Origin of the sequence: Bdellovibrio sp. HCB337, from assembly GCF_047302465.1 — a bacterium.
Taxonomy (GTDB): domain Bacteria; phylum Bdellovibrionota; class Bdellovibrionia; order Bdellovibrionales; family Bdellovibrionaceae; genus JACMRP01.
This window is the reverse complement of record NZ_CP178621.1, coordinates 3,983,869-4,006,095: the sequence shown is the minus strand read 5'-3', so window position 1 is coordinate 4,006,095 and position 22,227 is coordinate 3,983,869. Positions and strand designations below refer to the sequence as shown.

29 protein-coding genes are annotated in these 22,227 nt (G+C 43.6%); 18 read left to right on the top strand and 11 right to left on the bottom strand.

The genetic code is table 11. The annotated features are described in order from the left end of the window. The first annotated feature begins 2 nt into the window (after positions 1-2). The 4 genes from ACLWBB_RS19335 (at position 3) to ACLWBB_RS19320 (ending at position 2,719) form a co-directional block, all read left to right on the top strand. On the top strand, positions 3-545 hold the full coding sequence (locus ACLWBB_RS19335; RefSeq protein ID WP_413289211.1) for a hypothetical protein: 543 nt from the start codon (positions 3-5) through the stop codon (positions 543-545). A 24-nt stretch (positions 546-569) separates the two neighbouring features. After that, entirely contained in the window at positions 570-929 is a 360-nt protein-coding gene (locus tag ACLWBB_RS19330) for a hypothetical protein (protein WP_413289210.1), read from the top strand. A gap of 173 nt (positions 930-1,102) precedes the next feature. Continuing rightward, on the top strand, positions 1,103-2,329 hold the full coding sequence (locus tag ACLWBB_RS19325) for an MBL fold metallo-hydrolase (protein WP_413289209.1): 1,227 nt from the start codon (positions 1,103-1,105) through the stop codon (positions 2,327-2,329). Between the two features lie 12 nt (positions 2,330-2,341). Further along, complete coding sequence (locus ACLWBB_RS19320; RefSeq protein ID WP_413289208.1) at positions 2,342-2,719, top strand: VOC family protein; 378 nt, start codon at positions 2,342-2,344, stop codon at positions 2,717-2,719. A 3-nt stretch (positions 2,720-2,722) separates the two neighbouring features. Here ACLWBB_RS19320 and ACLWBB_RS19315 read toward each other — a convergent pair whose 3' ends face one another. Continuing rightward, positions 2,723-3,100 carry an MGMT family protein gene (locus ACLWBB_RS19315; RefSeq protein WP_413289207.1) on the bottom strand — a complete coding sequence of 126 codons (378 nt, stop codon included), beginning with the start codon at positions 3,098-3,100 and terminating at the stop codon, positions 2,723-2,725. A gap of 126 nt (positions 3,101-3,226) precedes the next feature. Between ACLWBB_RS19315 and ACLWBB_RS19310 the strand changes: the two genes are divergently transcribed. Continuing rightward, on the top strand, positions 3,227-3,829 hold the full coding sequence (locus ACLWBB_RS19310; protein WP_413289206.1) for a hypothetical protein: 603 nt from the start codon (positions 3,227-3,229) through the stop codon (positions 3,827-3,829). On the opposite strand, the gene ACLWBB_RS19305 is transcribed toward ACLWBB_RS19310, so the two are convergent. After that, positions 3,826-4,830: a hypothetical protein gene (locus ACLWBB_RS19305; protein ID WP_413289205.1), complete on the bottom strand. Its 1,005-nt coding sequence runs from the start codon at positions 4,828-4,830 to the stop codon at positions 3,826-3,828. The two genes, ACLWBB_RS19310 and ACLWBB_RS19305, sit on opposite strands and share 4 nt — an antisense overlap. A 292-nt stretch (positions 4,831-5,122) precedes the next feature. Between ACLWBB_RS19305 and ACLWBB_RS19300 the strand changes: the two genes are divergently transcribed. The 3 genes from ACLWBB_RS19300 (at position 5,123) to ACLWBB_RS19290 (ending at position 8,030) form a co-directional block, all read left to right on the top strand. Continuing rightward, complete coding sequence (locus ACLWBB_RS19300; protein WP_413289204.1) at positions 5,123-7,192, top strand: peroxidase family protein; 2,070 nt, start codon at positions 5,123-5,125, stop codon at positions 7,190-7,192. 73 nt (positions 7,193-7,265) lie between these two features. After that, entirely contained in the window at positions 7,266-7,649 is a 384-nt protein-coding gene (locus ACLWBB_RS19295; RefSeq protein WP_413289203.1) for an iron chaperone, read from the top strand. Between the two features lie 9 nt (positions 7,650-7,658). Further along, complete coding sequence (locus ACLWBB_RS19290; protein WP_413289202.1) at positions 7,659-8,030, top strand: nuclear transport factor 2 family protein; 372 nt, start codon at positions 7,659-7,661, stop codon at positions 8,028-8,030. A gap of 25 nt (positions 8,031-8,055) precedes the next feature. On the opposite strand, the gene ACLWBB_RS19285 is transcribed toward ACLWBB_RS19290, so the two are convergent. Continuing rightward, positions 8,056-8,595 carry an SRPBCC family protein gene (locus ACLWBB_RS19285; RefSeq protein WP_413289201.1) on the bottom strand — a complete coding sequence of 180 codons (540 nt, stop codon included), beginning with the start codon at positions 8,593-8,595 and terminating at the stop codon, positions 8,056-8,058. Between the two features lie 163 nt (positions 8,596-8,758). Here ACLWBB_RS19285 and ACLWBB_RS19280 point away from each other — a divergent pair, with 163 nt between their 5' ends. Continuing rightward, positions 8,759-9,289, top strand: a complete 531-nt coding sequence (locus tag ACLWBB_RS19280) for an SRPBCC family protein (protein ID WP_413289200.1) — start codon at positions 8,759-8,761, stop codon at positions 9,287-9,289. Between the two features lie 2 nt (positions 9,290-9,291). Here ACLWBB_RS19280 and ACLWBB_RS19275 read toward each other — a convergent pair whose 3' ends face one another. Next, positions 9,292-9,651, bottom strand: coding sequence for a DUF5335 family protein (locus tag ACLWBB_RS19275; RefSeq protein WP_413289199.1), 360 nt, complete (start codon positions 9,649-9,651; stop codon positions 9,292-9,294). A 305-nt stretch (positions 9,652-9,956) separates the two neighbouring features. Between ACLWBB_RS19275 and ACLWBB_RS19270 the strand changes: the two genes are divergently transcribed. Further along, positions 9,957-10,886: a hypothetical protein gene (locus tag ACLWBB_RS19270; RefSeq protein WP_413289198.1), complete on the top strand. Its 930-nt coding sequence runs from the start codon at positions 9,957-9,959 to the stop codon at positions 10,884-10,886. A gap of 1 nt (position 10,887) precedes the next feature. Here ACLWBB_RS19270 and ACLWBB_RS19265 read toward each other — a convergent pair whose 3' ends face one another. The 3 genes from ACLWBB_RS19265 to ACLWBB_RS19255 form a co-directional block, all read right to left on the bottom strand. Then, positions 10,888-11,742 carry an MlaD family protein gene (locus ACLWBB_RS19265; RefSeq protein WP_413289197.1) on the bottom strand — a complete coding sequence of 285 codons (855 nt, stop codon included), beginning with the start codon at positions 11,740-11,742 and terminating at the stop codon, positions 10,888-10,890. Further along, positions 11,726-12,232, bottom strand: a complete 507-nt coding sequence (locus tag ACLWBB_RS19260; protein WP_413289196.1) for a paraquat-inducible protein A — start codon at positions 12,230-12,232, stop codon at positions 11,726-11,728. Before ACLWBB_RS19260 ends, ACLWBB_RS19265 begins: the two co-directional genes overlap by 17 nt. Before the next feature lie 75 nt (positions 12,233-12,307). Beyond that, on the bottom strand, positions 12,308-12,886 hold the full coding sequence (locus ACLWBB_RS19255) for a hypothetical protein (RefSeq protein WP_413289195.1): 579 nt from the start codon (positions 12,884-12,886) through the stop codon (positions 12,308-12,310). 92 nt (positions 12,887-12,978) lie between these two features. On the opposite strand from ACLWBB_RS19255, the gene ACLWBB_RS19250 reads away from it, so the two are divergent. The 3 genes from ACLWBB_RS19250 (at position 12,979) to ACLWBB_RS19240 (ending at position 15,231) form a co-directional block, all read left to right on the top strand. Beyond that, positions 12,979-13,923, top strand: coding sequence for a hypothetical protein (locus tag ACLWBB_RS19250; RefSeq protein ID WP_413289194.1), 945 nt, complete (start codon positions 12,979-12,981; stop codon positions 13,921-13,923). A gap of 65 nt (positions 13,924-13,988) precedes the next feature. After that, positions 13,989-14,345 carry a PA2779 family protein gene (locus tag ACLWBB_RS19245; protein WP_413289193.1) on the top strand — a complete coding sequence of 119 codons (357 nt, stop codon included), beginning with the start codon at positions 13,989-13,991 and terminating at the stop codon, positions 14,343-14,345. A gap of 10 nt (positions 14,346-14,355) precedes the next feature. After that, positions 14,356-15,231, top strand: a complete 876-nt coding sequence (locus tag ACLWBB_RS19240; RefSeq protein ID WP_413289192.1) for a PA2778 family cysteine peptidase — start codon at positions 14,356-14,358, stop codon at positions 15,229-15,231. Between the two features lie 28 nt (positions 15,232-15,259). On the opposite strand, the gene ACLWBB_RS19235 is transcribed toward ACLWBB_RS19240, so the two are convergent. Beyond that, a complete protein-coding gene (locus ACLWBB_RS19235) occupies positions 15,260-15,472 on the bottom strand; it encodes a hypothetical protein (protein WP_413289191.1) in 213 nt (70 codons plus the stop codon). Between the two features lie 167 nt (positions 15,473-15,639). Between ACLWBB_RS19235 and ACLWBB_RS19230 the strand changes: the two genes are divergently transcribed. From ACLWBB_RS19230 to ACLWBB_RS19215, 4 genes are all read left to right on the top strand, one after another. Further along, entirely contained in the window at positions 15,640-16,158 is a 519-nt protein-coding gene (locus ACLWBB_RS19230) for a hypothetical protein (RefSeq protein ID WP_413289190.1), read from the top strand. A 74-nt stretch (positions 16,159-16,232) separates the two neighbouring features. Further along, entirely contained in the window at positions 16,233-16,670 is a 438-nt protein-coding gene (locus ACLWBB_RS19225; RefSeq protein WP_413289189.1) for a hypothetical protein, read from the top strand. 167 nt (positions 16,671-16,837) lie between these two features. Beyond that, positions 16,838-17,566 (top strand): tRNA-uridine aminocarboxypropyltransferase, encoded by a 729-nt coding sequence (locus tag ACLWBB_RS19220; protein WP_413289188.1) that lies wholly within the window; start codon positions 16,838-16,840, stop codon positions 17,564-17,566. Positions 17,567-17,648: 82 nt separating this feature from the next. Beyond that, positions 17,649-18,584, top strand: a complete 936-nt coding sequence (locus ACLWBB_RS19215) for an SDR family oxidoreductase (protein ID WP_413289187.1) — start codon at positions 17,649-17,651, stop codon at positions 18,582-18,584. Between the two features lie 10 nt (positions 18,585-18,594). On the opposite strand, the gene ACLWBB_RS19210 is transcribed toward ACLWBB_RS19215, so the two are convergent. The 3 genes from ACLWBB_RS19210 to htpX all read right to left on the bottom strand — a co-directional run bounded on the left by ACLWBB_RS19210 (position 18,595) and on the right by htpX (position 21,202). Then, a complete protein-coding gene (locus tag ACLWBB_RS19210) occupies positions 18,595-19,818 on the bottom strand; it encodes a PQQ-dependent sugar dehydrogenase (protein WP_413289186.1) in 1,224 nt (407 codons plus the stop codon). 104 nt (positions 19,819-19,922) lie between these two features. Next, positions 19,923-20,294: a hypothetical protein gene (locus tag ACLWBB_RS19205; RefSeq protein WP_413289185.1), complete on the bottom strand. Its 372-nt coding sequence runs from the start codon at positions 20,292-20,294 to the stop codon at positions 19,923-19,925. Beyond that, positions 20,291-21,202, bottom strand: a complete 912-nt coding sequence (gene htpX, locus ACLWBB_RS19200) for a protease HtpX (protein ID WP_413289184.1) — start codon at positions 21,200-21,202, stop codon at positions 20,291-20,293. The genes ACLWBB_RS19205 and htpX overlap by 4 nt, the downstream gene beginning before the upstream one ends. Before the next feature lie 110 nt (positions 21,203-21,312). Here htpX and ACLWBB_RS19195 point away from each other — a divergent pair, with 110 nt between their 5' ends. Continuing rightward, positions 21,313-22,191: a LysR family transcriptional regulator gene (locus ACLWBB_RS19195; protein WP_413289183.1), complete on the top strand. Its 879-nt coding sequence runs from the start codon at positions 21,313-21,315 to the stop codon at positions 22,189-22,191. Positions 22,192-22,227: the final 36 nt, after the last annotated feature.

Genomic DNA, 22,227 nt, shown 5'->3' with positions numbered 1-22,227 from the left:
AAATGAAACATGTAATTACTTCTTTGGTACTCTTATTGATCTCGACGGGCGCATTGGCACATTCAGGTGGCCACACGTTGGTTTGCAAATCTGCGATGAACTCGGGCTCGAACCAAGTCATTGAATTTTACTTACACCGTGCAAACTACTCAGAGGACTATGCTCCCGAGATCTCTGTCACTATTAACGGTCAAAAACATATTCTGCCAACTCCACACGAGTCAAAGCCTTATGGTCAAACATTCCATAACTCGCCTTTGGGAGTTATTACTGTGACTGCAAACAACTATTACGAAAACAAAGTTAATTTGTGGGGTGGCTTCTCGGTCGTCGCGATTCCAAACACCGTGACGGCATTTGATACTGACGGCAAGGCTGTAAAGTGGGATTTCGAAGCAGAAAAAGACGAGTGCAATGACAGGAATGGATCAGCCAAATTCAAAGGCATTTTCCACGGCGATCTCAGAAACAAAAAAAGCGACATTCCAATCGATACCCAAATCTTGGACTGCGAACTGACTTACAGTTCTGGCATGGCCTGCTAAAACTAATCTTAAGGAGTTAAGAAAATGAAAAAGAATATTACGGCATTTTTGATTGTGACTGCAATATCAGGTTTTGCGAGTGCGCGCGCCGCTGTCAGCTATAACTGTTCTGGATACGAACCCAATCTAAGCGGTAAAGGTGGTCTAACAAAGCAAGCTGTGGTGTTCAACTTAGTCTCTGCACAAGATGAAACGACAGTTCAAATTGTTAGTAAATCCAGAGAGTCTGTGGACCCCGCCAATTCGACTTTAGTTGTTGAATCTGGCCATTGCACTTTTGACATGATTCCAGATTCTGAGTTTCCGGCTTATCGCATTAGTATCAGTGGTACATGCGGTACAAAGATGAATCATAATTACAAAGGCATTTGTTTTTTTGAGTAGGGCAGTTTGCCGCTGGATTTACGACAGGCGTCCCAGTAATATGCGTTGCTGTGGCACTAAAAATTTCGCGAATCTTGCATGCAGGTTACATATTCGAGTGTGAAAACACTCGAATTGCCTTTGATCCCATCTTTGAAAATCCTTTCAGTCGAAATTGTTATGCATTTCCTAGTGTGCGCTTTGATCATAATCAGATAAAAGCGCTTTCATTAGACGCCGTATTTATTTCTCACTATCACGATGACCACTGTTCTTTAGAAAGCTTAAATCTTTTAGATCGAAAGACACCGATCTATATCTATTGCCTATTTGAAGAAATGTTAGAACTAATTCGCGAGCTTGGTTTTACTAAGGTCTACTCTCTCGATCTAGATACGCCAGTAAATATCGGATCGATAGAAGTCACCCCGCGAAGAGCCCTGGATGCGGATGTGGATTCTCTTTACCAAATCAAAGCTGCGGGAGTTAATGTCTTAAACGTGGTGGATTCTTGGATTGATTATTCCACGTTGGATTTGTTAGTTAGAAAAGGTTCGTGGGATATGATTCTCTGGCCTTTTCAAACAATGCGCGAATTGGAAGTCCTCGCGCCTTCACGCTCAGAGCCCGCTTCGTTGGAACTACCTCCAGAGTGGATAGAGCAACTACAGGTTTTAAATCCGCGCTATGTGGTTCCGAGTTCTTGTCAGTTTCAGATGGAAGATTGGTCGTGGTATAACCAAGCGTTTTTTCCCATTACTTATCAACAATTCCAGAAAGAAATTGCAACTGCTTTACCTAAGACTCAGGTGATAAGACTGAATCCTTCTGTTTCAGTGAGTTTAAGCGCAAATGGCATAGAGACAGCTTCATCACTGAGTTGGGTACTGCCAGTCGGTAGGCAAGATCTGGATTACGAATACAATCCAGATATAAAGCCCCTAACAACAGCAGAAATCGCTCGGCATTTTGAACCACTGACTGCTGAGCAGACAAATCTGGTTTACACCTATTGCACGAAGGGGATTTTGGATAAGTACAACTCGCTGGAGCCAGCTATAGATCCATATTTTGATAAACCACGATTGTGGCAACTTGCGGTTTACGATCATAAGGGTGTCGCGCAAAATTTCTGCTATAGCCTCTATGATGGAAAGATCGAGTTTGTCGGGGAAAGCGCTAGTCCTATAGGATGGTTCACGGAAGTTCCCATTGCCAGACTGTATACAGCTTTACAAGAGGGTGAGGCACTTACTTCTATGTATGTGCGAATCAACCATATGGTTTTTACGCCTACGATCGAAAATGAAATTAAACATGTAGATATTATGGAAGATCCTTTGGTACGCTCTCTTTTTAACGGTGAATTTGCCTCTTATCAGAAGGCGCAGTTACGAAGAATCAAGGCACGCAAAAACTAGAAAGGACACATTATGAAAAACAATCCAGTGGGTTGGTTTGAAATCTATGTTTCTGACATCAATCGCGCAAAGACATTTTACGAGAATGTGCTTCAGACAAAACTAGAAAAACTTGGCGAAACCAATCCTGATCTTGAAATGTGGGCTTTTCCTGGATCCATGTCGGCTGCCGGAGCCAGTGGAGCGATTTGCAAGATGAAAGGTTTTGAACCGGGAACTACTAGCGTCCTGATCTATTTCTCTTGTGATGATTGCGGTGTTGAGGAAAAGCGAGTCAAAGAGTTTGGCGGTAGAATCCAAAAATCAAAAATTTCAATTGGCCAATATGGACATATTTCAATTGTCTTTGATACAGAAGGAAATATGTTTGGGCTGCACTCGATGAAGTAAGGCTTAATCCTTGGTGGAAGCAAAAAGCCGAGGGCCTTTTGCAGAGGTCTTTTTAACAGACGGCGTTTTCTTCCATTGGAACTTTTTAAGATCGATTTCGTTTTTTTCGTTAAACTCAATACCTTCGCTAATAAGCAGTTTTTTCTGCTTTTTGAACTCTGTAGACCCCGCCGGAAAAGATATCTTCCCGCTTGATCCTAAGATCCTTTGCCATGGCAGATTGTAGGCTTTGGAACTTGAATGAAGAATCCAAGAAACCCCTCTCGAACCCTGAGGCTTGCCTGCAAGCTTTGCTATTTGACCATAGGTTGCCACGGCTCCTTTAGGAACTTGGCTAATGAGTTTAAGGACCTTTTTCGAAAATTCAGAGGGTTCTCTCATAGCTATTGAAACTATTAGAGATTTTCATTTCGAACAAGATCTAAAAGGACGCCCGAAGCCCGGTGTTACGGTTTCTTCCAAAGTAAAAATTTGGCTTCTGCGGGGGGTTGTGCCATAAACCGCGGCATGTCTGAAATTAAAATAAAAAATCCGTCGTCCCTCGTAGAAGCTATTGTAAAACTAGATAACTATTTTTCTGAAATGGTTCGTCTTGGTCAAAAAATTGATACCATGGACCTCAAATCGGACTTCGACTTTGAACAGGCTGAACGCTTGATTAAACTTTTTGCCGAATGTGGCGAAGGGGTCTCGGAAGAAGTCATCAATATGTCCAATGCCTTGACCGAGCTTCGTGCGCAAGCTGAAGCTGCAGCAAGCTTGGTGGCTATTCGTGCGGAGCAATTACAAGCACGCAAAACCGAGCAAGCTCAAAAAATGGAAGAGTTCCGTATGTTGGGTGAAAAGGTGCGCGAACTAACTCTTTCGTTGAGTAGCTTTAGAATTCAAGAGGGTCAGCCTCTGTCTATAGAAGAGAAAGCAAGATTGGCAGGTCGCCTCGAAGAGTTCGAGTCCCGTCTACGTCCTTTAATTGATGAAGCAAACAATCTTCGTCGAGAAGGGCAGAGTGCTAAGATGAGAATCTTAGAACAAAACGCGGATTCTTTGGGACAAAGTCTTCAGGCTGTCAGCCAAAAAATCCACTTACTTCGTGAAGAACATCCAAACTAGTATTTAGGTCTTATCTGATGACGGAAGAAAATTCCGTCGTCGCCAAATTCAGAGCTTACAAATTCAGACGTTGAAACGATGTCTGCAATATGCTCAGAGTCTTTAAAAAATCCTTCAACTTTTTCAGCTGTATAGTTTTCAAGATAGTTAAAGTCTTTGTGTTCATTTGAAACTACACGAACATGATAAATCGTCGTGCCTGCAGGAATTGTTGCAAAGTCGTTGCGCACATCGTGCTCTGTCGAGCTGAATTTCAATCCACCCGCAGGCTCAAAGAAAATCTGGCGAGGAGCCACAACGTTATTTGCTGTAATTCCCTGCGCATTAATCGTAGCCATATCTGCAACGACAAGCTCTTCAGGGTAGGCGGTCACTTTGCTGAAAATACTGTGTACCCACCCTGGTCCGATTCCGTCAGCCACAGGAACGATATTGGACATAGCATTTTTAAAGAAGTTGTACTCATGATCTTGGCCTGTCAAAGAAACAAGAGCAGAAATATTGGCGCTGTAAATGCCATCGCGGAGCACCTTGAAAGCCAAGCCCGGTGCAACAGCTCGGTCTCCAGATACTTTAGAAGTCAGTGAGAGACGAAGAAGAGCACAGTCAGCACCTTGAAAGATGCCGGTATACTTGTTACCAACGGGAACGACTTTCACTTTTCCAATGGCGCCTCGACCGTGCAGGTACTTTTTCCAACCTTTTGGTGCAAAGTCAGAATGAAATGAACCTTTCAGGGAAATCTCTTGTTTGCCTAAAGCAAGCATTTGAAGAAAGCCCAAACTGCGATATTCCGGAAGAGTCTTATAAACGCTAGCTTTTACTTTATCCCAGAGAATTTCTTGTTTTTCGCAAGCCTTCAAAGATTCATAGTTGCTAGGTACGGAAGCTGGCAGACGAGTTTCTTTTGGTTCAATAAAAAAGTCGACCATTGTGTAAGTCAAAATTGAAAAAACGAACACTCCGCCGAGTGCTGCAGAAATCATCGTCTTCTTCTTCATTCGTATAATCCTCCGAAGTCCACTTTCATACTAACATCACTATTTAATTAGCAGAAATAGTTTGATGAATACGACTTCTCTTAGGCTAGTTATAAGTGATTCGTTCCAGATCGTGTTGTTCCGAGTGCAGGAGTTCTTAGGGTACTTTGCAAATATTCCCTAGACCAAAGAATAGTAACGGGACAAATTCATCAGCTCAAAGGTCGTGACCAAGAAACCAGACTTCCCAGACTCTCTATTATAAATATACTGACTAGGTATCAGCTTAAATATTGATGTAAAAGGAGTTTGCATGAATAAACGGATCCCATTAGCCCTGGCACTTTTTAGCCAGGTGATCTCATCTTGTGCTTTTGTTAAAACCTCTAGTAACCAAGACACGACGCCTGTTGCTAGTACACCAAAAGTATATACAGAAGCACAACGTGCTCCAAGCTCAGAGCTTGCAGACACACCTTGGACGACTTGGTCGGAAAAAGGAAAAGTAGGCGGTTTGATAGTTCTTAAGGGGATTCGTGAGGGTCTTCTGAAAAACAATCTGCATGACCCGCATGTTGCTTACTCTGGTTATGCTCCGGTTGATTGCTCTAAAATCAACACAAACTTTAGAAGTGCTGATGGCACTTGTAATGATTTGAAAAACCCACTTGTGGGTGCAGCAAACACTGCATTCGGTCGTAACGTGGCTCCTGCATTTATCGTTAAAAATCCAGAAGCAACTGTGATGGTTCCAAATCCATCTGTTGTTTCTCAGACTTTCTTCACTCGTGATGAATTCAAACCGGTTCCTTTCTTGAATATGCTTGCCGCAGTTTGGATCCAGTTCATGAACCATGACTGGCTTACACATGGTAAAAACATGGAAACCAATCCTTGGGAAATTAACGTAGGAAGCGGTCGCCAAGCTATTGATAGAACAAAAGAGAACACAGTAGATCCAAAAATTTACAAACGTGAATACGGTGGAAAAGTTACTTTGAATGACGTAACTCACTGGTGGGATGCTTCTCAGATTTACGGAAGCAGCCAAGCTGAGCAAAACGAAGTTCGTGCGTTCTCTCGCGGTAAAATGCGCACAGTTATGGTTGGTGGCAATGAAGTTCTTCCTAAGAGCAACAAATTGAACCCTAATGATAACAGACAAAACCAAGGTTACGAAGTCACTGGCTTCAAAGATAACTGGTGGGTTGGTCTGAGCATGCTTCATACTCTTTTCGTAAAAGAGCACAATGCGATTGCAGACATGCTTTTGAAGAAAAACGTTACATATGACGCTAAATCAAAAATGTTCACTTGGAAAAACGGTAAAGACGTTAAAGTCTTGGACGAAAAAGGCCTTGATGAACAACTTTTCCAAACTGCGCGTTTGATCAATGCAGCTATCCTTGCGAAAATTCACACGGTTGAGTGGACTCCTGGAATCTTGGCTAACGATACTTTGAAAATTGCAATGAATGCCAACTGGTATGGTCTTGCAAATCCAAATGCATGGACAAAAATGATCAAGAGAATTCCTGGGTTGAATAAAACAGATTGGTTCGGTGGAACTAAGTCTGGTTATTTGATCGGTGGTATCGTAGGTGATAAAACAGACAATTTCGGCGTTCCGTACAGCATCACTGAAGAGTTCACTTCTGTATACAGACTTCACTCTTTGTTGCCAGAGACTTTGGAGTTGAAAAAAGCAGGTAGCCCAACGGTTACTGAAGCAGTTCCATTTGCTGAATCTAGAAATGATAAGAGCTATGCAATGATGGAAAACCACAAGTTGGGAGATTTGTACTATTCATTTGGTACCCAGCTTCCTGGTCAGCTTGTGTTGAACAACTTCCCACTTTTCATGCAAAACTTCACAGTTCCTGGCCATGGCAGCATGGATTTGGGTATGGTTGACGTTCTTCGTGATCGTGAAAGAGGCGTTCCTCGTTACAATCAGTTCAGAAGAGGTATCAACTTAAAGCCAATTAAGTCTTATCGTGACTTCTTCCCACCAAACAAGCAATTGGATGACCGCCAAATGGCAGTATTGGAGAAGTTCAACAGAGTATACGGTAAAGATTCTGTTGGTAACGACAACGTTGAAGCAATCGATCTTTTAGTTGGTACATTGGCTGAAGAAGTTCGTCCTAAGAACTTCGGCTTCGGTGAGACTATGTTCCAAATCTTCATCTTGATGGCTTCTCGTCGTTTGATGGCAGACAGATTCTTCACAGTTAACTACACGCCTGAATACTACACGAAAGCGGGCTTGGCGTGGATTGATGACGAAGGTACTTTAGGTCAAGTTATCGTAAGACACATGCCTGAGCTTAAGAAAAACGTACAAGGTCTAGAGACAGCTTTCCTTCCTTGGAAGCAATAGTTTAGACACTGTTCATTGAAATTAATGAAAAGGAGAAGCTTGCAAGCTTCTCCTTTTTTATTAGGATAGTGTCATGGAAAAGACTTCGACAACCGTAGATGCATACATAGCCAACTTCCCTAAAGACGTACAAAAGCTCTTAAAGCAACTGCGTACGACTATCAAAAAGGCAGCTCCAAAAGCTACCGAGAAAATCAGCTATCATATGCCAGCCTATTCCTTTGAAGGTGTACTCTTGTACTTTGGTGGTTTTAAAAACCACATAGGTCTTTATGCGATGCCGTCTGCCATTAAAGCTTTTGCAGGTAAATTGAGCGCCTATGAAACTTCTAAGGGCACGATTAAGCTACCTATCGATAAGCCGATCCCGACAGGTCTTGTGACGAAAATAGTGAAGTTTCGCATCCAGGAAAACCTTGCCAAGAAAAAGGCAAAGGCTTCAAGAAAGAAAAAGTAGGAGACAAGCATGAATAAAAAAGAAATGGCCGTATCTTTCTTAAAAGCCGCAGCGTCTGGAGAAGTTAAAGCTGCTTACGACAAATTCATTGCATCCAACTTTATTCATCATAATCAATATTTTAAAGGGGATAGAACCTCTTTGATGGTTGCAATGGAAGAGGCCTCTAAAACTCATCCTAACAAATCCATCGAAGTAAAACATGTCTATGAGGATGGTAATACGGTTGTCACTCACTCGCAGGTTCTAAGAAAAGACACCAATGCGGCTCCTATCGCGGTGGTGCACATTTTCCGATTCGAGAATAATAAGGTCGTAGAATTATGGGATCTTGGTCAGGAGCTTATGAAAGATTCCCCGAATGAAAACGGGGCGTTTTGAAAAAGCCTCTAGCGAGTTACACGAGCTACTTTAGGAGCTCGTCAAACTTATCAAATTGCTGTTGCCAACCCATTTTTGCAAATAAAGACATCACTGTTGGAATTCCCTCTTCGGTCACTTTGACTTTAGTTTGTCCATTGAGAGCAGTGAACTCAACAGTTACAGTGATCTCGTCAGGCCATTTACCTGGAACCGGAACTTGAGAGCCAGGAATGGGATTCCCATTTTCATCAGAGAAAGCCATCCGAGAGACAATCTTTTGATTCGGAACAATCTCGACGTACTTTCCGCTGTTCCAATGCATTTTTCCATCGGGAGCTTGCATCGAAAGTAGGAACGTTCCACCGACCTGTAGATCATTTTTGATAACGGGAGCTGTGTAACCTTTGGGGCTCCACCATTTTTTAATAGTTTCTGGGTCGTTCCACATAGCCCAAACTTTTTCAACAGGTGCATTCAGAGTATGTTCTACTACGACCGTTGAACTTGTACGTGAGGTGTACATAAACACCCCTACGAGAATAACAATGATGGCGCCTAAGGCGATCGAAATATTTTTTAACATAGGAAGCTCCTCTGATTAGACCTCGATTGATAGACATCGGTACATTTTGCTTTTGTAGCCATTGTGTTCTCCTACGAGTGCTCATCTGTTCTTGCATTACTTAGTCTTAACAGTTTTACTTTATAAAGTAGCGTAAGTTCAAGTCTAGGCGGGAGGCTGAAAAATGAAAAAAGTTTTAATCGCGTTAGGTGTTATTGTTGGGGTTTTTCTTATTCTGGGGCTGATTGCGCCGTCAGAAATGAATATTGAACGCGAAATAGTGATCGCAAAACCTAAAGACGTCATTTTTGCACAGCTCAAACAACTGAAAACTCACAATAGCTGGAGCCCATGGGCTAAAAGAGATCCCAACATCCAAATGGAGTATCGCGGTGAAGATGGGACCGTAGGTTTCATTTCTGCTTGGTCTGGAAATGACGATGTGGGTGTCGGCGAGCAAGAAATTAAAAACATCATTGAAGGCGAGCGAATTGATTTGGAACTTCGTTTCAAGAAGCCGATGGAAGATACCAGCGCGGCTTATCTAATTACGGAAGCAGTTGATGCCACCCAAACCAAAGTAAAATGGGGCATGAAGGGAAAATACAAATTCCCAATGAACGTCATCTGTATGCTTTTAAACCTCAAGAAAGTTCTTATCAAAGATTTTGATGAGGGTTTAGCATCTATGAAAACCTATATGGAAAAACTCTAGTCTTAAGGGCGATTTTCCAGTTCCGCTCTTCGTTCTTGAGGAATTTCCAAAGAGGGGCGGAACTGCAGAATTTGAATAGTCTCATCGTCCGTTATATTGATGGCGACAATAGTATTCTCCTCTTCAGCTACAAGCACCGTCGAAGGATGAACGATCGTGTGATCCAAAAGTGGCGTATGCACAAAAATGTAGTCTGTCTTTGGATCATACGAAATTCCGTCAAACGGAACCCAATCGGCTTCAATCTGATCTCCAATTTCAAGACCGGAAACTTCGATCTCGACCTCTTGACCTTCAATCGACTTTGAAACAAGGTTGAAGAATTTATTCCACTCACTTTTTTGGACGGTTCTTGTGATCATACAGAACTTCCTTTCCTCTCGAGGATTCCGCAATATTACATAGATAAACAGGGCTAAATATTTCCGCGGCGAGGAGTTTTGGTAACCTCGACAGTCTATTGATCGAAGATCTCATCCCAGACTTTCTTGAGCAAAGTTCTAGTAAAAATTCAGAACGGCGTTCTTATTCTGCGCATTGTCTTTTTGGGAACGCACTACAAATGGCTTGTTGTTTATCGGTCATTTGACATTACTTCGCCGCTCACAAAACCTGATTTGCGGAGATGGATTTCTTTCCATCCTGATTTTCAAAAAGAGGAGAATTTATGCCAAATGTTTATTATCGTACTGTCGTGCTTTCTTGGTCTGCGGGACGTCGACGTCACCAAGCAGGTGGGGCTAATGAGCTTGAAGTGATTACATTGGAAAATGTGGCGCCTGGATCTCATTGTGCTGTTCCTGTTCCTGGCAAAACTATTGAATGGCCAACTGGGACGACCAAAGGTACCGGCACTTTTGCTTACATGACTGTCAGTGGTGCTGCGAGCGGAAACGTTTTGTACACAACAGACGACCAAGCGCGAAGAAAAGTTGTAACTCCGCCTACTGTTGGTGAAACTGATGTCAATATTGTGATGATTTATTTACCTACGGGCGGTGTTGGTGTCGGGCCAAACGCAGTGTATGTCGACGCTTTCAATGTTTCCACAGGTCAATTTATGGACCAAGACTTTGTGAAAGTAATGGTAGGAGGAACGTTAAACTCACAACTGACAACTTCTGTGAACAAAGATGGCATCGTGGTGAGTGACAATGTGAATAACGAACACGTTCTGGCGGTACCTGATATCGAAGGCCGTAAGTTTGTGAAGTGGCAGCTTATAAATGGTTATTCTGAAACGGTTCAAGAAGAGGACCTAGGCATTGCGAATGGACAGACCGCGTTCTATTTAGCAATTTACGAAACTCCTAAGTCTATCAGTCTTGGTAAACCTACTGATCAATATGCAATTTGGCGTTGGGTCGACAAAGGAACTATGGTCGATGGTGGTCCTCATCCTTGGGATCCAATGATCGCAGAGTGGCAAACAGGTATTGCGATGGCGGCTCAGGCGAAGTTTGCAAATTCGAAATTTCAAAAGCAAATTTTGGAACTCGCTTCTCAGCAAGTACTGATGGCAAGCGAAACTTTATCTAAGACCATTTTGAGTACTACCAAAGAAATGGACGCTAAGAAAAAAGCTTCCGGTATGTAAGTTAGTTGATGCGGCTCTCGAATTCGAGAGCGGGGTTCCAGGTCTCCCAACCCTTTGGGGGGCTGGCACTTAATGCAAACCGACTGCGGGCCTTTGCCATAGGGCCCGCTGGTTCGGGAGTGAAGAGATCAATACCTCCTCGTAAGAGGGATTCAAGCGACTCAATTTTGACATCAGAACTAAAAAGTCCTAACTTTGCCTGAACTCCTATCTTACGCCAAAACACGGTATTGGTACGTATGAGTTTGGTATACTTATGTTCAATATTGATTTGAATACTCACCATTTGCGAAGTTTTGGTAAGAGTCACTCGGCTGACCGTTCCTACTGTTAAGCCACGAAACGTGACTGGATCACCAGCACTTATGGATTCAACATAGGGGGACTCCAAATAGTAAGGCGTCGTATTTTCGAAGGCATCATCTTCAGTCCCACGGGTCGCTTGCCCGATGAACGCGGTTTTAGTTTTTGCCTTCGACGTGCCTGGCAGCACCGAGATATAGGGACCTTCAAAAAGAGTTTCAAGTCCACGAACGCCTTGAATATCCATCTTTGGCGTGACTATCCAAAATCGCGAACCTTCTACGGCAAAATTCGCAGAATCTCTTTGTAAGGTTGCATGTACAATCACATTTTTATGATCTTCGGAAATGGTGATTTTTTGAACAGTTCCGACGACGACACCGCGATATCGAATACGGGTTTTTTCTGCTCGTAAGCTTGCTGCGTCTTCGAAGCGAATCGTGATATCAGGTCCCCGTTGTTCCAGATATCCCATGAATAGCCAGATTGAAATAAGAATTGCAAATACAGGAAAAAGCCAGACATACCAATTTGACTTAAGAAACTTTGCCATTTGGATTTTCCTTTAAAAGGTTAGGATCAAAACTTGCGGAAGCAACCATCGTAAAGATAACAACGAGGGCAAAAAGCAAAGACCCCATCTGAGGCTCCACAGTCGTCCACGGACCCAACTTAAGAATAGCCACTAAGACAGCTAGCAAAAAAATATCCAACATGGACCAGCGACCAATGGCTTCAGTGATGTTGTACAGCTTCAGTTTCAACTGCAGGTGTTTTCCATTTGTTGCAGTCAGTGCCAGATAAAACAATATAGCGAGTTTAAAAAAAGGAATGACAATACTTGCCAAAAAAACAATGAGTGCTATCGGCCAAGAGCCAGACTCCACCAAAACGACAATGCCACCCCAAATAGTTGAAGTATTTCTGTTGCCATATAGTTCAATACTCATAAAGGGAAAAAAATTGGCAGGTAAATAGAAGATGAGAGCTGTTAAAGAAAATGCCAAGGTCAAGGAAATCGATTTTGGATGATTCTTGTCCATGGGGACATTTTAAGAAAATGTTTTCTTTAGCGCAGGGGGATTTCCGGGAGATCTTGTGAAAATATCGCGAAATATCTATGGTTTACGTGTTTCGACTTTTTTCTCTTCTTGCACCAGATAACGAAGGCCTAGCAAAACTCCATAAGTATCTTCGTGTTCACCTTGCTTAGGGGTCACACTGAACGAGTATCGGGTATCCAAAATAACTGCGACTTGGTCGCTTCCCCAGAGTTGTCCCTGAATGGACCAATCAAATCCATACTCGGTAGTATCACGAGCAGAAGTATTGATGTCTTGTCCCGGGGGAAAGTCAGTATAGACAACCATAGGGTCCCCCATGGTGTATGAGGAATAGAACGCCAACGAGGACGAAAAATAGGGGTTAATCCAATAGCGGTATCCCATACCGATGTGGAGCAATTGGCTGCGTTCGACAATGAACTCATCCCCTTGTTGGCGAATAAAATCTTTAGGGGTGTAAAACATAGTGATCTCAAGACTGCTAAAATTATTGATATCACCTAGAGCAACGAGTCCCAATCCTGTCATAAAACTTGGGTTGGCTTCTGGGGACGTTGTACTTTCGAAGTTAGTTTTGCTCCAATAGGGACCTAAGGTAGCAGTTACCTGACCTTCTTCGGGAATATACGCCAAGCTCTCGGCAGTATTGAATAGCAAAATTATGAAAAGAGCCCTTATAATATTCCTCATGAAAGAAGAGTAAGATTGGTAGCGAGCAAAACTCAATGAAAATCTTTTTCCAAAATACTTTGTTGAAGCTTCTATGCCTTGCGTTCATGTTAGGTGGCGGATCTGCTTTTGCTCAGGAAGAAAAAACAGAAGATTCTGACTGGGAAAAGAAGTTCATAGAGGGAAATATTGCCATTTCCGAATGGTTTGATGGGGTCGCTGACGGCTTAGATTTATTCTTAGCAGGAAAAAGAGTAACTTCACGTAAGAATGAATCCTTTGTCCGCTTAGAGAGCACCGCCGCGTCGTCAGAAGGAAAGGCTGTCGTGAATACCTTCGGTATTACTGTTGTGCCGCGACTTCCGAATCTTGAAGAATATTGGCATTTGAAATTTGCGACTTACGATGAGCGCGAAGACAAACGTAACGCGAAAAATGCTTATTTAAGACAAACACCGCGACAAAGAAATCCCGGTGCGACTGTCGGGGTTTTTAGAAAACTTGGAGATGTCAGAACTTCATTCGAGCCTCGTATTGACCTTCAAGATCCTTTAAAGGTTTCTCACTCTTTGAACTTTGAAAGTATCGCCAGACAAAAAGGATACGAGATCAATCCAAAGCTAGAATTGTATGCCGATCCCGAGAAAGGGGTCGGATCTTTTCAAGCTTTGAACTTTCACTTTGGGCTTACAAAAATCTATTCACTGACATTGCTCAATCAAGGCGATTATCTCGAGAAGACCCACCTTTATACAGTAAACAATGGGGTCTCGATTGGGCACATTCTAGACTCTAAGCGGGCACTTTCTTATAACGTTATTTTTACCTCTAACAATCAACCTAGTTATCGTTTGATCGCATACAACTTGTCTGTGGCTTATAGCCAAGTTCTCTATAAAAGGATTCTAGACTTTTCTATCGTACCCAACCTGGACTTTCAGACGCATGTTCAATACAAAGGCGTTGCAGGTATCACGTTCAATATAAATCTTAATTTCTAATTGCGTTTAGACACGTACGCACCTAGCCTTAAAATAGATTCTCGAAGAACGAAAGGATTCGATTTATGAGATTTTCAAAAGGTTTTATGACTGCGGTTTCAATCTTTATGTGCTTGATGATTTCCAATGCACCGGGAGTGGCCGTTGCTAGTCAGACAATGATTTCTACAAGTAGTGTTGTAGCAGACTTGGACCGTGCACAAACAGAACAAAAGATCCAAGAATTTTTGAATACTGATAAAGTCAGACAAACTTTGATTGATCGCGGTGTTGCCCCTGATGAAGTATCTTCTCGGTTGGCAAGCTTATCAGAAACTGAACTTCGTATGTTGTCTGGCCAAGTTGAGCAAGCGCGTGCGGGCGGTATTCTGATGGAGATTTTGATCATCGTTTTGATCATTTTCTTGATCAAACGTATGTAGTAGGAAGCGTATGAACGCTGGGAAAACTTTAATCTCGTTGGTACTGATTTTGGTGGGCTGTGCGAGCGCCACTCCGCAAACAGAGAGTTTGCTGGTGAATGCACGTGACTTGCCAAAAGCAACAGCGATTGAGGGAGTTCCCTTTGTAGAGCAGGCTGCAAATCATTGCGGCCCTGCGACTTTAACGATGGCAATGAATTGGGCTGGAAAAAATGTGACCGTTGAAGAGGTCACTCCCATGGTTTTTACTCCGGGAGCAAAAGGCACTTTTCAGTCTGACATGATTAGCGCCAGTCGCCGTCAAGGCCTTGTGGCAATTCCCCTTGAAGGTATGAATGACCTTCTCAAAGAAGTCTCAGCCGGAAACCCGGTGGTCGTTTTTGAAAATTTGGGTCTGACTTGGTATCCGCAATGGCATTACGCGGTTGTTTTTGGCTACGATCTTCAACATCAGTATGTATTGATGCACTCGGGGCTTGAAGCAAACAAACGATGGGATTTGCGCCGCTTTGAAAGATCTTGGAAGCTCGGGGATTACTGGGGACTAGTAGTATTACCACCCGGAAAATTATCTGCTACTGCAGATGAACTCAGCCACATGAAAGCCGCTTCCGCTTTAGAGCAAATTGGTAAAATAGAAGACGCCCATCAAGCTTATCAAGCCATTCTGACCAGATGGCCAAAGAGCCTCACGGCCGCTATTGGAATGGGTAATATTGCGTACACTAAAAAGGACTATTCGGCAGCTGTGCGTATTCTTAAGCAGGCCAGCCAGTATCATCCTGAAAATGCTGCTTTAAAAAACAATCTCGCCGTCGCTGAAGAAGCGGTAAGTGCGGAGAAAACCAGCCATAAAAAAAGCCCCACGAAAGGGGCTTTTCACTAGCTAAAACCTCGGGGTTTAGATCTGGGGATTAGGGTGCTTTTCTTTTAGTTTCGGTGTCTTTACGGGTATCAGCAGAGGATCTATTTACCTCTGTTTTCATTTGATCGGCACCTTGATGTTCACGTCGGAATTCTTCACCTTTTTCAAGGGATTCACCCATTTTTTCCCTCAGGTCAGAGCCTCGAACTTGTTGTTCGCTGGTAGGTTTTTTCATGTCACGATCCATATTTTTTTGTGCCATAAAGTCCTCCTTGGGCTCAGAGGCATTTTATCAAGTTTTAAGGGGTTAAGACCTGTAGTTTGGCAGGGCGAAATCATAGGAAATGGGGTGCCTGAAAAAATCTCCATCCCCTCTGATTTAGTGTTTTGTCATCGTATATTGAGGCAAGCTGTGTTATCACTTCCGCCATGGAAAAGTCTGTTTGTTGTACCTGCTTAAAGCCAAAAGCTACCCTGGAATGTGGGGCCTGCAAAGAATCTGTTTGTAAAAACTGTGCGCAGTTCTTGGAAGAAGGAAGCTTTTCTTTCTTGGCGAAAGTTCCTGAACAATTGTCTCATGGGACCTACTGCAGCAATTGTTTTGATACCCATGTCAGTGCGGAGCTTGCAGATTATACTCACACCCTAGAGCTTGCAAAAGACATCCATATTTTTGAGAACGACCAAGGGAAAGAAACACGCTTTTTCAATCGTAAAGAAAAACCACTGAAAGTAGAAAATTGCGCGGACCGTGAAGACGTCTTTTTAAGATTGGGCTTCTTGGCGGCTAAAGCGGGTTTTAACACTTTGATTGATGTCGCTGTAACCTACGAAAAGGTTGTGAGCGGCACTTATAAAACGCATAAATGGAAGGGAAGCGGCGTTCCTACCAACGTGGCAGAAGCCAGACTCAATCGTAAATCGAATCTAAAGAGTCCAAGCCGTTAAAAATTTGTCAAATATTGACCCTCAGAGATTTATTCTACAAGATGGGTCTTCAAACACTTTCGAGAGGATAAACCATGAAAGCCGTTACAGAATTCGCAAGCTTCACACTCGCACAAGCCCTTAAGACAAAAGCTGCATTGGCTGCTGAAGGAAAATCTGCAGAAGAAATTCAAGCAAGTCTTGGCACTACTTATAAGTTGGAAGGCGACAAGCTGACTTATTTTGTAAATGCTCTTGAGATCGCTGACAAAAACGCTCAAGGTTTGAAACGCGTTTTGGTAGTCAGCTACAACGACGGTGAGACTGTACCAGCTCAAGCTACAAAAGTAGAAGAGATGTACTACCTTCCTGAAATGTTCATCACAGCGAAGCCTGTAGCTCCTGCAAAAGACGCTAAAGGTGGACGCGGTGGCGGCCGTGGTGGTAAAGGCGGCGGCGGTCCTAAAGGTTCTCCATGGGGTTTGTCTCCTGAAGAACAAGCAATGAAAAATAAGCCAAAAACTACGACTTAGTTTTTTAGCTAAATCGAAAAATAGAAAGCCACCTTACTGGGTGGCTTTTTTATTTCCATAAATCGCGACAAATGGCCTCGTTGAAGGTCTAGTTCTCGCCCTTTCGGACCACACTTCTTTCAGGCCTTGTTTGATCCCCGGTAAAATAGAATCAGCCGAGGATTGAGATGGATATTCAACGTTACTACCAGCAGCGCCAAGAACAAGCCGAAAAAGCTCCTAAGTACCGAGAGCTTTGCACTCAATGTATTCAGCCAGTTTTTAGTTGTTACTGTAAACACATCCAAAAATTTGATTCTAATATTCAGTTCGTTGTTCTTATTCATCCGATTGAAGTTCGCCGACGTATTGCTACGGGCCGTATGGCTCATCTCTGCTTGGAGAATTCACACCTCATTATGGGGCAAGACTATTCGCGCGAAGTTACTGTGAACCGGCTCTTGCAAGATCCTGATAATCACTGTGTGATTTTGTATCCGGGAAAACAATCGAAGAACTTGTCTCCGATGAGTGAGGCTGAGCGTTCGAGTCTTTTTCCGCAAAATAAGAAGCTTACTGTATTTGTGATTGATGGGACTTGGGCGACAGCACGAAGAACAATTCGCCAGAGCCAAAACTTAAATAAGCTTCCACGTATTTGTTTTTCTCCAGAGAGGCCGTCTAGTTTTCGCGTGCGTAAACAGCCAAATGCCGCATGCTACTCGACGATTGAAGCCATTCACCAAAGTATTGAATTAATCGGTACGAGCCAGGGTTTTAACGTTTCGTCGCGTGGTCATGATAAGCTTCTCCACGTATTCGACAAAATGGTGGAGTTGCAGTTGGAGTTCATTCGGATTTCAGAGTCGAAACCGAATGCTCTCAGATATCGTCGTAGGGGTCCTCGATCAGCGTGAGATAGAAACCAGGCCTTCGCAAAACTAATTTTTCGTTGTTAGAATGTTCTCGAGGAATTGTTAGCTATTTGAAGAGGTCGCTTTGATACAATTATGGTATTGGTTTAAACGCAGAACTCCCCAACATTTTCAGCCTGTGATTCTTGTCACAGGATGTAGCTCTGGTGTCGGGTTAGCTATTGCCGATGTTCTGTATACGCAGTTTCAATATCGTGTCATTGTCACCGCTCGACAAGGGTCGTTGCACATCTTGAGAGAAAAATTCAAAGAGAGTGATCGTTTCCTTATTCGTCCACTGGATGTCACTTCCAATGTTGAAAGAGAAATTCTAGTCAAAGAAATCGAAGCGCGCTGGGGCTGTATCAACATTTTGGTAAACAATGCGGGGATCAGTTATCGTGCTGTACTTGAGCACATGACTGAGTCTGATGAGTTTCATCAAATGTCGACGAACTATTTGGGACCTGTGGCTCTTATTCGCTTAGTAATGCCTAAAATGCGCGAAGCAGGTCGTGGCAAGATCATCAATGTCTCTTCCGTCAGCGGAATGTTAGCGATGCCAACGATGTCTTCTTATAGTGCTTCGAAATATGCGCTCGAAGGAATGAGCGAGGCATTGTGGTATGAGGCCCGTCCTTTGGGTATCAACGTCAGTTTGATTCAGCCAGGATTTATTCGTTCAAACTCTTTTAAAAATGTTTACTACACGCAAAAGTCTAAGCCGGATGAGAAGGGTGAATTCACTGGTCTTTATAGTGACTACTATAAAAATATGGCGCCATTTGTAGAGAAGCTCATGAGTATGAGTTTGACCAACCCGAAGGCCATGTCGGATTTAGTCCTTAAGGTGATTCAAACAGAGAACCCGCCTTTGTGGATTCCAGCAACGATTGATGCGGCTGTGTTTTATTACCTACGCAGACTTGTTCCGCGCAGGCTTTTGTTGCCACTTCTTTTCTTTGCTTTGCCGAAATCTCATCTGTGGAATGCGAAGTATACAAAGCGTCGGTTTAGATAAGTCCTGCGATTTATTTTACGGGACTTACTTTCCAAATTTTTCCACCACCATCATCGGCGACTAAGATAGTTCCATCCGCAAGGACAACGGTACTGACGGGTCGACCGTAGACTGTGCTAGTTGCTAAATCCGCAATAAATCCAGTTAAGAAATCTTTCTCTCCATCGACGGCGGCGCCGTTGACGAAGGGAACATAAATGATCTTGTAACCAACAAGAGTCGAACTATTCCAAGAACCATGTTGAGAAATCAGAGCCCCTTGATCAAAGGGCGCAGAAACTTTAGTTCCCGTTGTAAAGGTCAGACCTAGTGAGGCAGTATGAGCACCTACAGAGAAATCAGGAGTGATTGATTTTTCAACAAGGTCAGGTCGTTCTCCTTTACGGCGAGGATCTTCGTTTTTACCCCAATAGGCATAAGGCCAGCCGTAGAATCCATCTTCTTCTACGTGGGTTAGATAGTCGGGGGGCACAAGATCGCCCAGTTCATCCCGCTCATTCACGACGGTCCACAGTTTGCCAGTCGTTGGTTCCCAAGCCATGGAGACAGCATTACGAAGGCCTCCAGCATAAATCTTTTCGCTGCTACCATCCCGGTTCATTTGTAGGATCGCGGCCGTCTTTGGATTCAATGGATCTGGCGCTTCTCCGACATTGGAAACGGAGCCTACAGAGACATAAAGTTTGCTGCCGTCTTCAGACAATAAAAGGTGCCTTGTCCAATGTCGTTTGGGCTCTGGAAATGGAAGAGTCGCAATTACGCGACCGGCCCCTTTGACTTCATTTCCATCAAACGGAAAAGAGAGAACCTGTTCTGGTTCTCCGATCAGAAGCTCATCTTTCCAAACCGCCATTCCAAATGGCAAATTCAAATCTTTGATAAGAACCTTTTGACTGACAAGTTCGGAACCGTTCATTTTAAAAAAAGTAATTTGGTTTGGAGAGTCTTGTCCCTGGTCATCCGGCCTCTTTTTGGCTTGTGAAACTAGAACGTCGCCGGAAGGTAAAACATAGAGAAGTCTCGGAGTATCGAGTTCCGCAAATACAGAGACATTAAACCCCGCTGGAGCTATAGGAGTTTTTCCTGCAGGCCAGCCAATGACGGTTGAGGGATTTTCTTTGGAAGGCGTTTCGTAAGGGGGAGGCAGAGTCGGATTTTTTTCTGCATACACTTGTTGCAGGCCAACTCCAGCCAATACTGAAAGCACAAAGACGGGTAACCAAGCTAGTTTCATAATAAGCCTCCTAAAAAGAAGACTTATCATGACTTTGAATCATGACGGCCTTGTTGCGACCGTCATAATTTTTCCGAAACTTAGGCTACTAAGACCACTGTTGTTTAGAAAGGTTTGTAACCAGCCAAGTATGCGGCACAAGCACCAAAGACAATCATTGTTGCCCAAAGTGGTTTCGCCATATTTGGTTTTCTAAGAAGCACGCCAATCATGGCTGCAAACAAAACCCAAATGCCGAGTTTTGCAATAGCCCATCCGGGAAGTCCACCGTGAACAATTCCAAGGCGAGCTAATAAGCCAAATCCGCCGACAAGAGACAACAAAAGACCAATCCCGTGAGTGATGGCTGCCGGTTTCTTCCAAGCGATGCTTGCACCAGCAGTGTTAATAGCATTCATAGCTACACCACCCAAAGACAGAAACACCATTAAGACACCTGTTAAGTGCATGACCTTGTAGACGGAATAAGAAATCATAGAGTTCTTCCTTTCAGACGCTGAATGCGATCTTCAAGAGGGGGGTGAGTCGAGAAGAGTTTCATGAATCGACCGCCGCGACTTGAGATTTTCATCGATTGAACTGCAGGTTGCGCTTGTGGATCAACAAGGTCAAGTGTCCGTTGCAAACCTTGCAGTGCTTGAATCATATTTTGAGTCCCCGCAAGTTTCGCGCCGCCCAAATCCGCACGGTATTCACGATAGCGAGAGAACCAAGCCACAACTATAGAACCAAGAATCATGAAGAAGATCTCCAGCACGAACTGGACAGCGTAGTACGCAAGGGAGGGGCCTGCTGAAGATTCTTCTTCATTATCTTGGCGCGCCGTAGTGAGCGCAAAGGCAATCACTCTTGCCAAAAACATGACAAAGGCATTCACAACACCTTGAAGCAACGTCATGGTCACCATATCACCATTAGCAATATGGGCCACTTCGTGTCCTAGGACGCCACGAACTTCGTTGGTATTCATACGTTGCAAAAGACCACTTGAGACCGCGACCAGAGAGCGGGACTTCGTAGGGCCCGTCGCAAAGGCGTTGATCTCTGGCGAGTCATAGATACCGACTTCAGGCATTACCGGAAGTTTTGCGGCTCTTGAAAGTTCGTGCACTGTTTGCACAAGTTCACGGAGTTCAGGATCGCGAGTATCGGCAGGGATGACTTTTACACCCATCATCCACTTCGCCATAATGCGCGAAAGACCTAAAGAGATAAAGGCACCACCCATACCCCAAACCAAACAGAATGCGATCAAGGATGCATAGTTAATACCTTGAGCGGTGAGATAAGGTTTAACACCCAACACATTTAAAAGCGTTGAGATGGTAACCATAATCAACACATTAAGTGCTAGAAACAAAAATACACGTTTAGCTAAAGCCATAAAAGGACCTCCAACATAGCTACCAGTATAGCCTTGACGGACACATCTGAAAAGACGATAAGTTGTATCAAATACTTTGGTTTAATCGAAGTATGGCGCAGGAGGTCTCTATGCAGTGGCTCAATTACCATCATTTGCTCTACTTTCGCGTAATCGCCAATGAGGGCGGAATCGCACGAGCGGCCGAAAAACTGCGACTTGGACAACCTACGCTCAGCAGCCAGTTAAAACAATTGGAAGACATGATTGGCAAACCACTCTTTGAACGAAGAAACCGCAAAATGGTTTTAACTGAAGCGGGCAGGGCCGCATTGGACTATGCCAATGAGATTTTCCGTCTAGGCGATGAAATGATTGAGGTTCTGCAAGATAGAACATCCCAGAATCAAACTCACTTACAAGTTGGAGCCTTAGATGGTGTACCCAAAAGTGTGATTCTGTCATTGGTTCTTGAAGCTTATAAAGTTGGCCCTTGTACAGTATCCATTCTTGAGGGCAAAGGGGACGAGCTTTTCCGTGAGCTTGCGGCTCATCGTATTGATTTGGTTCTTTCGAACTACCCTCCTCCGGCTGAGCAGAAACAAATGTTCGCAAAATCAGTCGCAAAGCTACCTGTTGCTGTTTACGGGTCCAAGCAGTTTCAGTCTTTGGAAAAGTCCTTTCCAAAATCACTCGATGGTAAAGCCTTTGTTCTGCCAACTATGCATAGCCGACTTCGCCATGACTTAGAACACTACTTCAAACTTCAGAATATTCAGGTGCTGCCCGCAGCCGAGACTCAAGATACAAGTCTGCAAAGATTGTTAGCGGCCAATGGTATTGGGCTTACGGCCTTGTCAGAAGTGGCCATTGAAGATGTCAGAGACAAAGATCTAAAGCGCATTGGTCGTCTAAGCGGCGTTCATGAAGAAGTATGGTTAATGTCAGCCCAAAGAAAGCTAGAAAATCCAATCGCTGCGAAGCTGATGAAGGTATTCTCTTTGCGATAAACATCGTTTAAAGCGAAGCATTCAATCCTGAATATC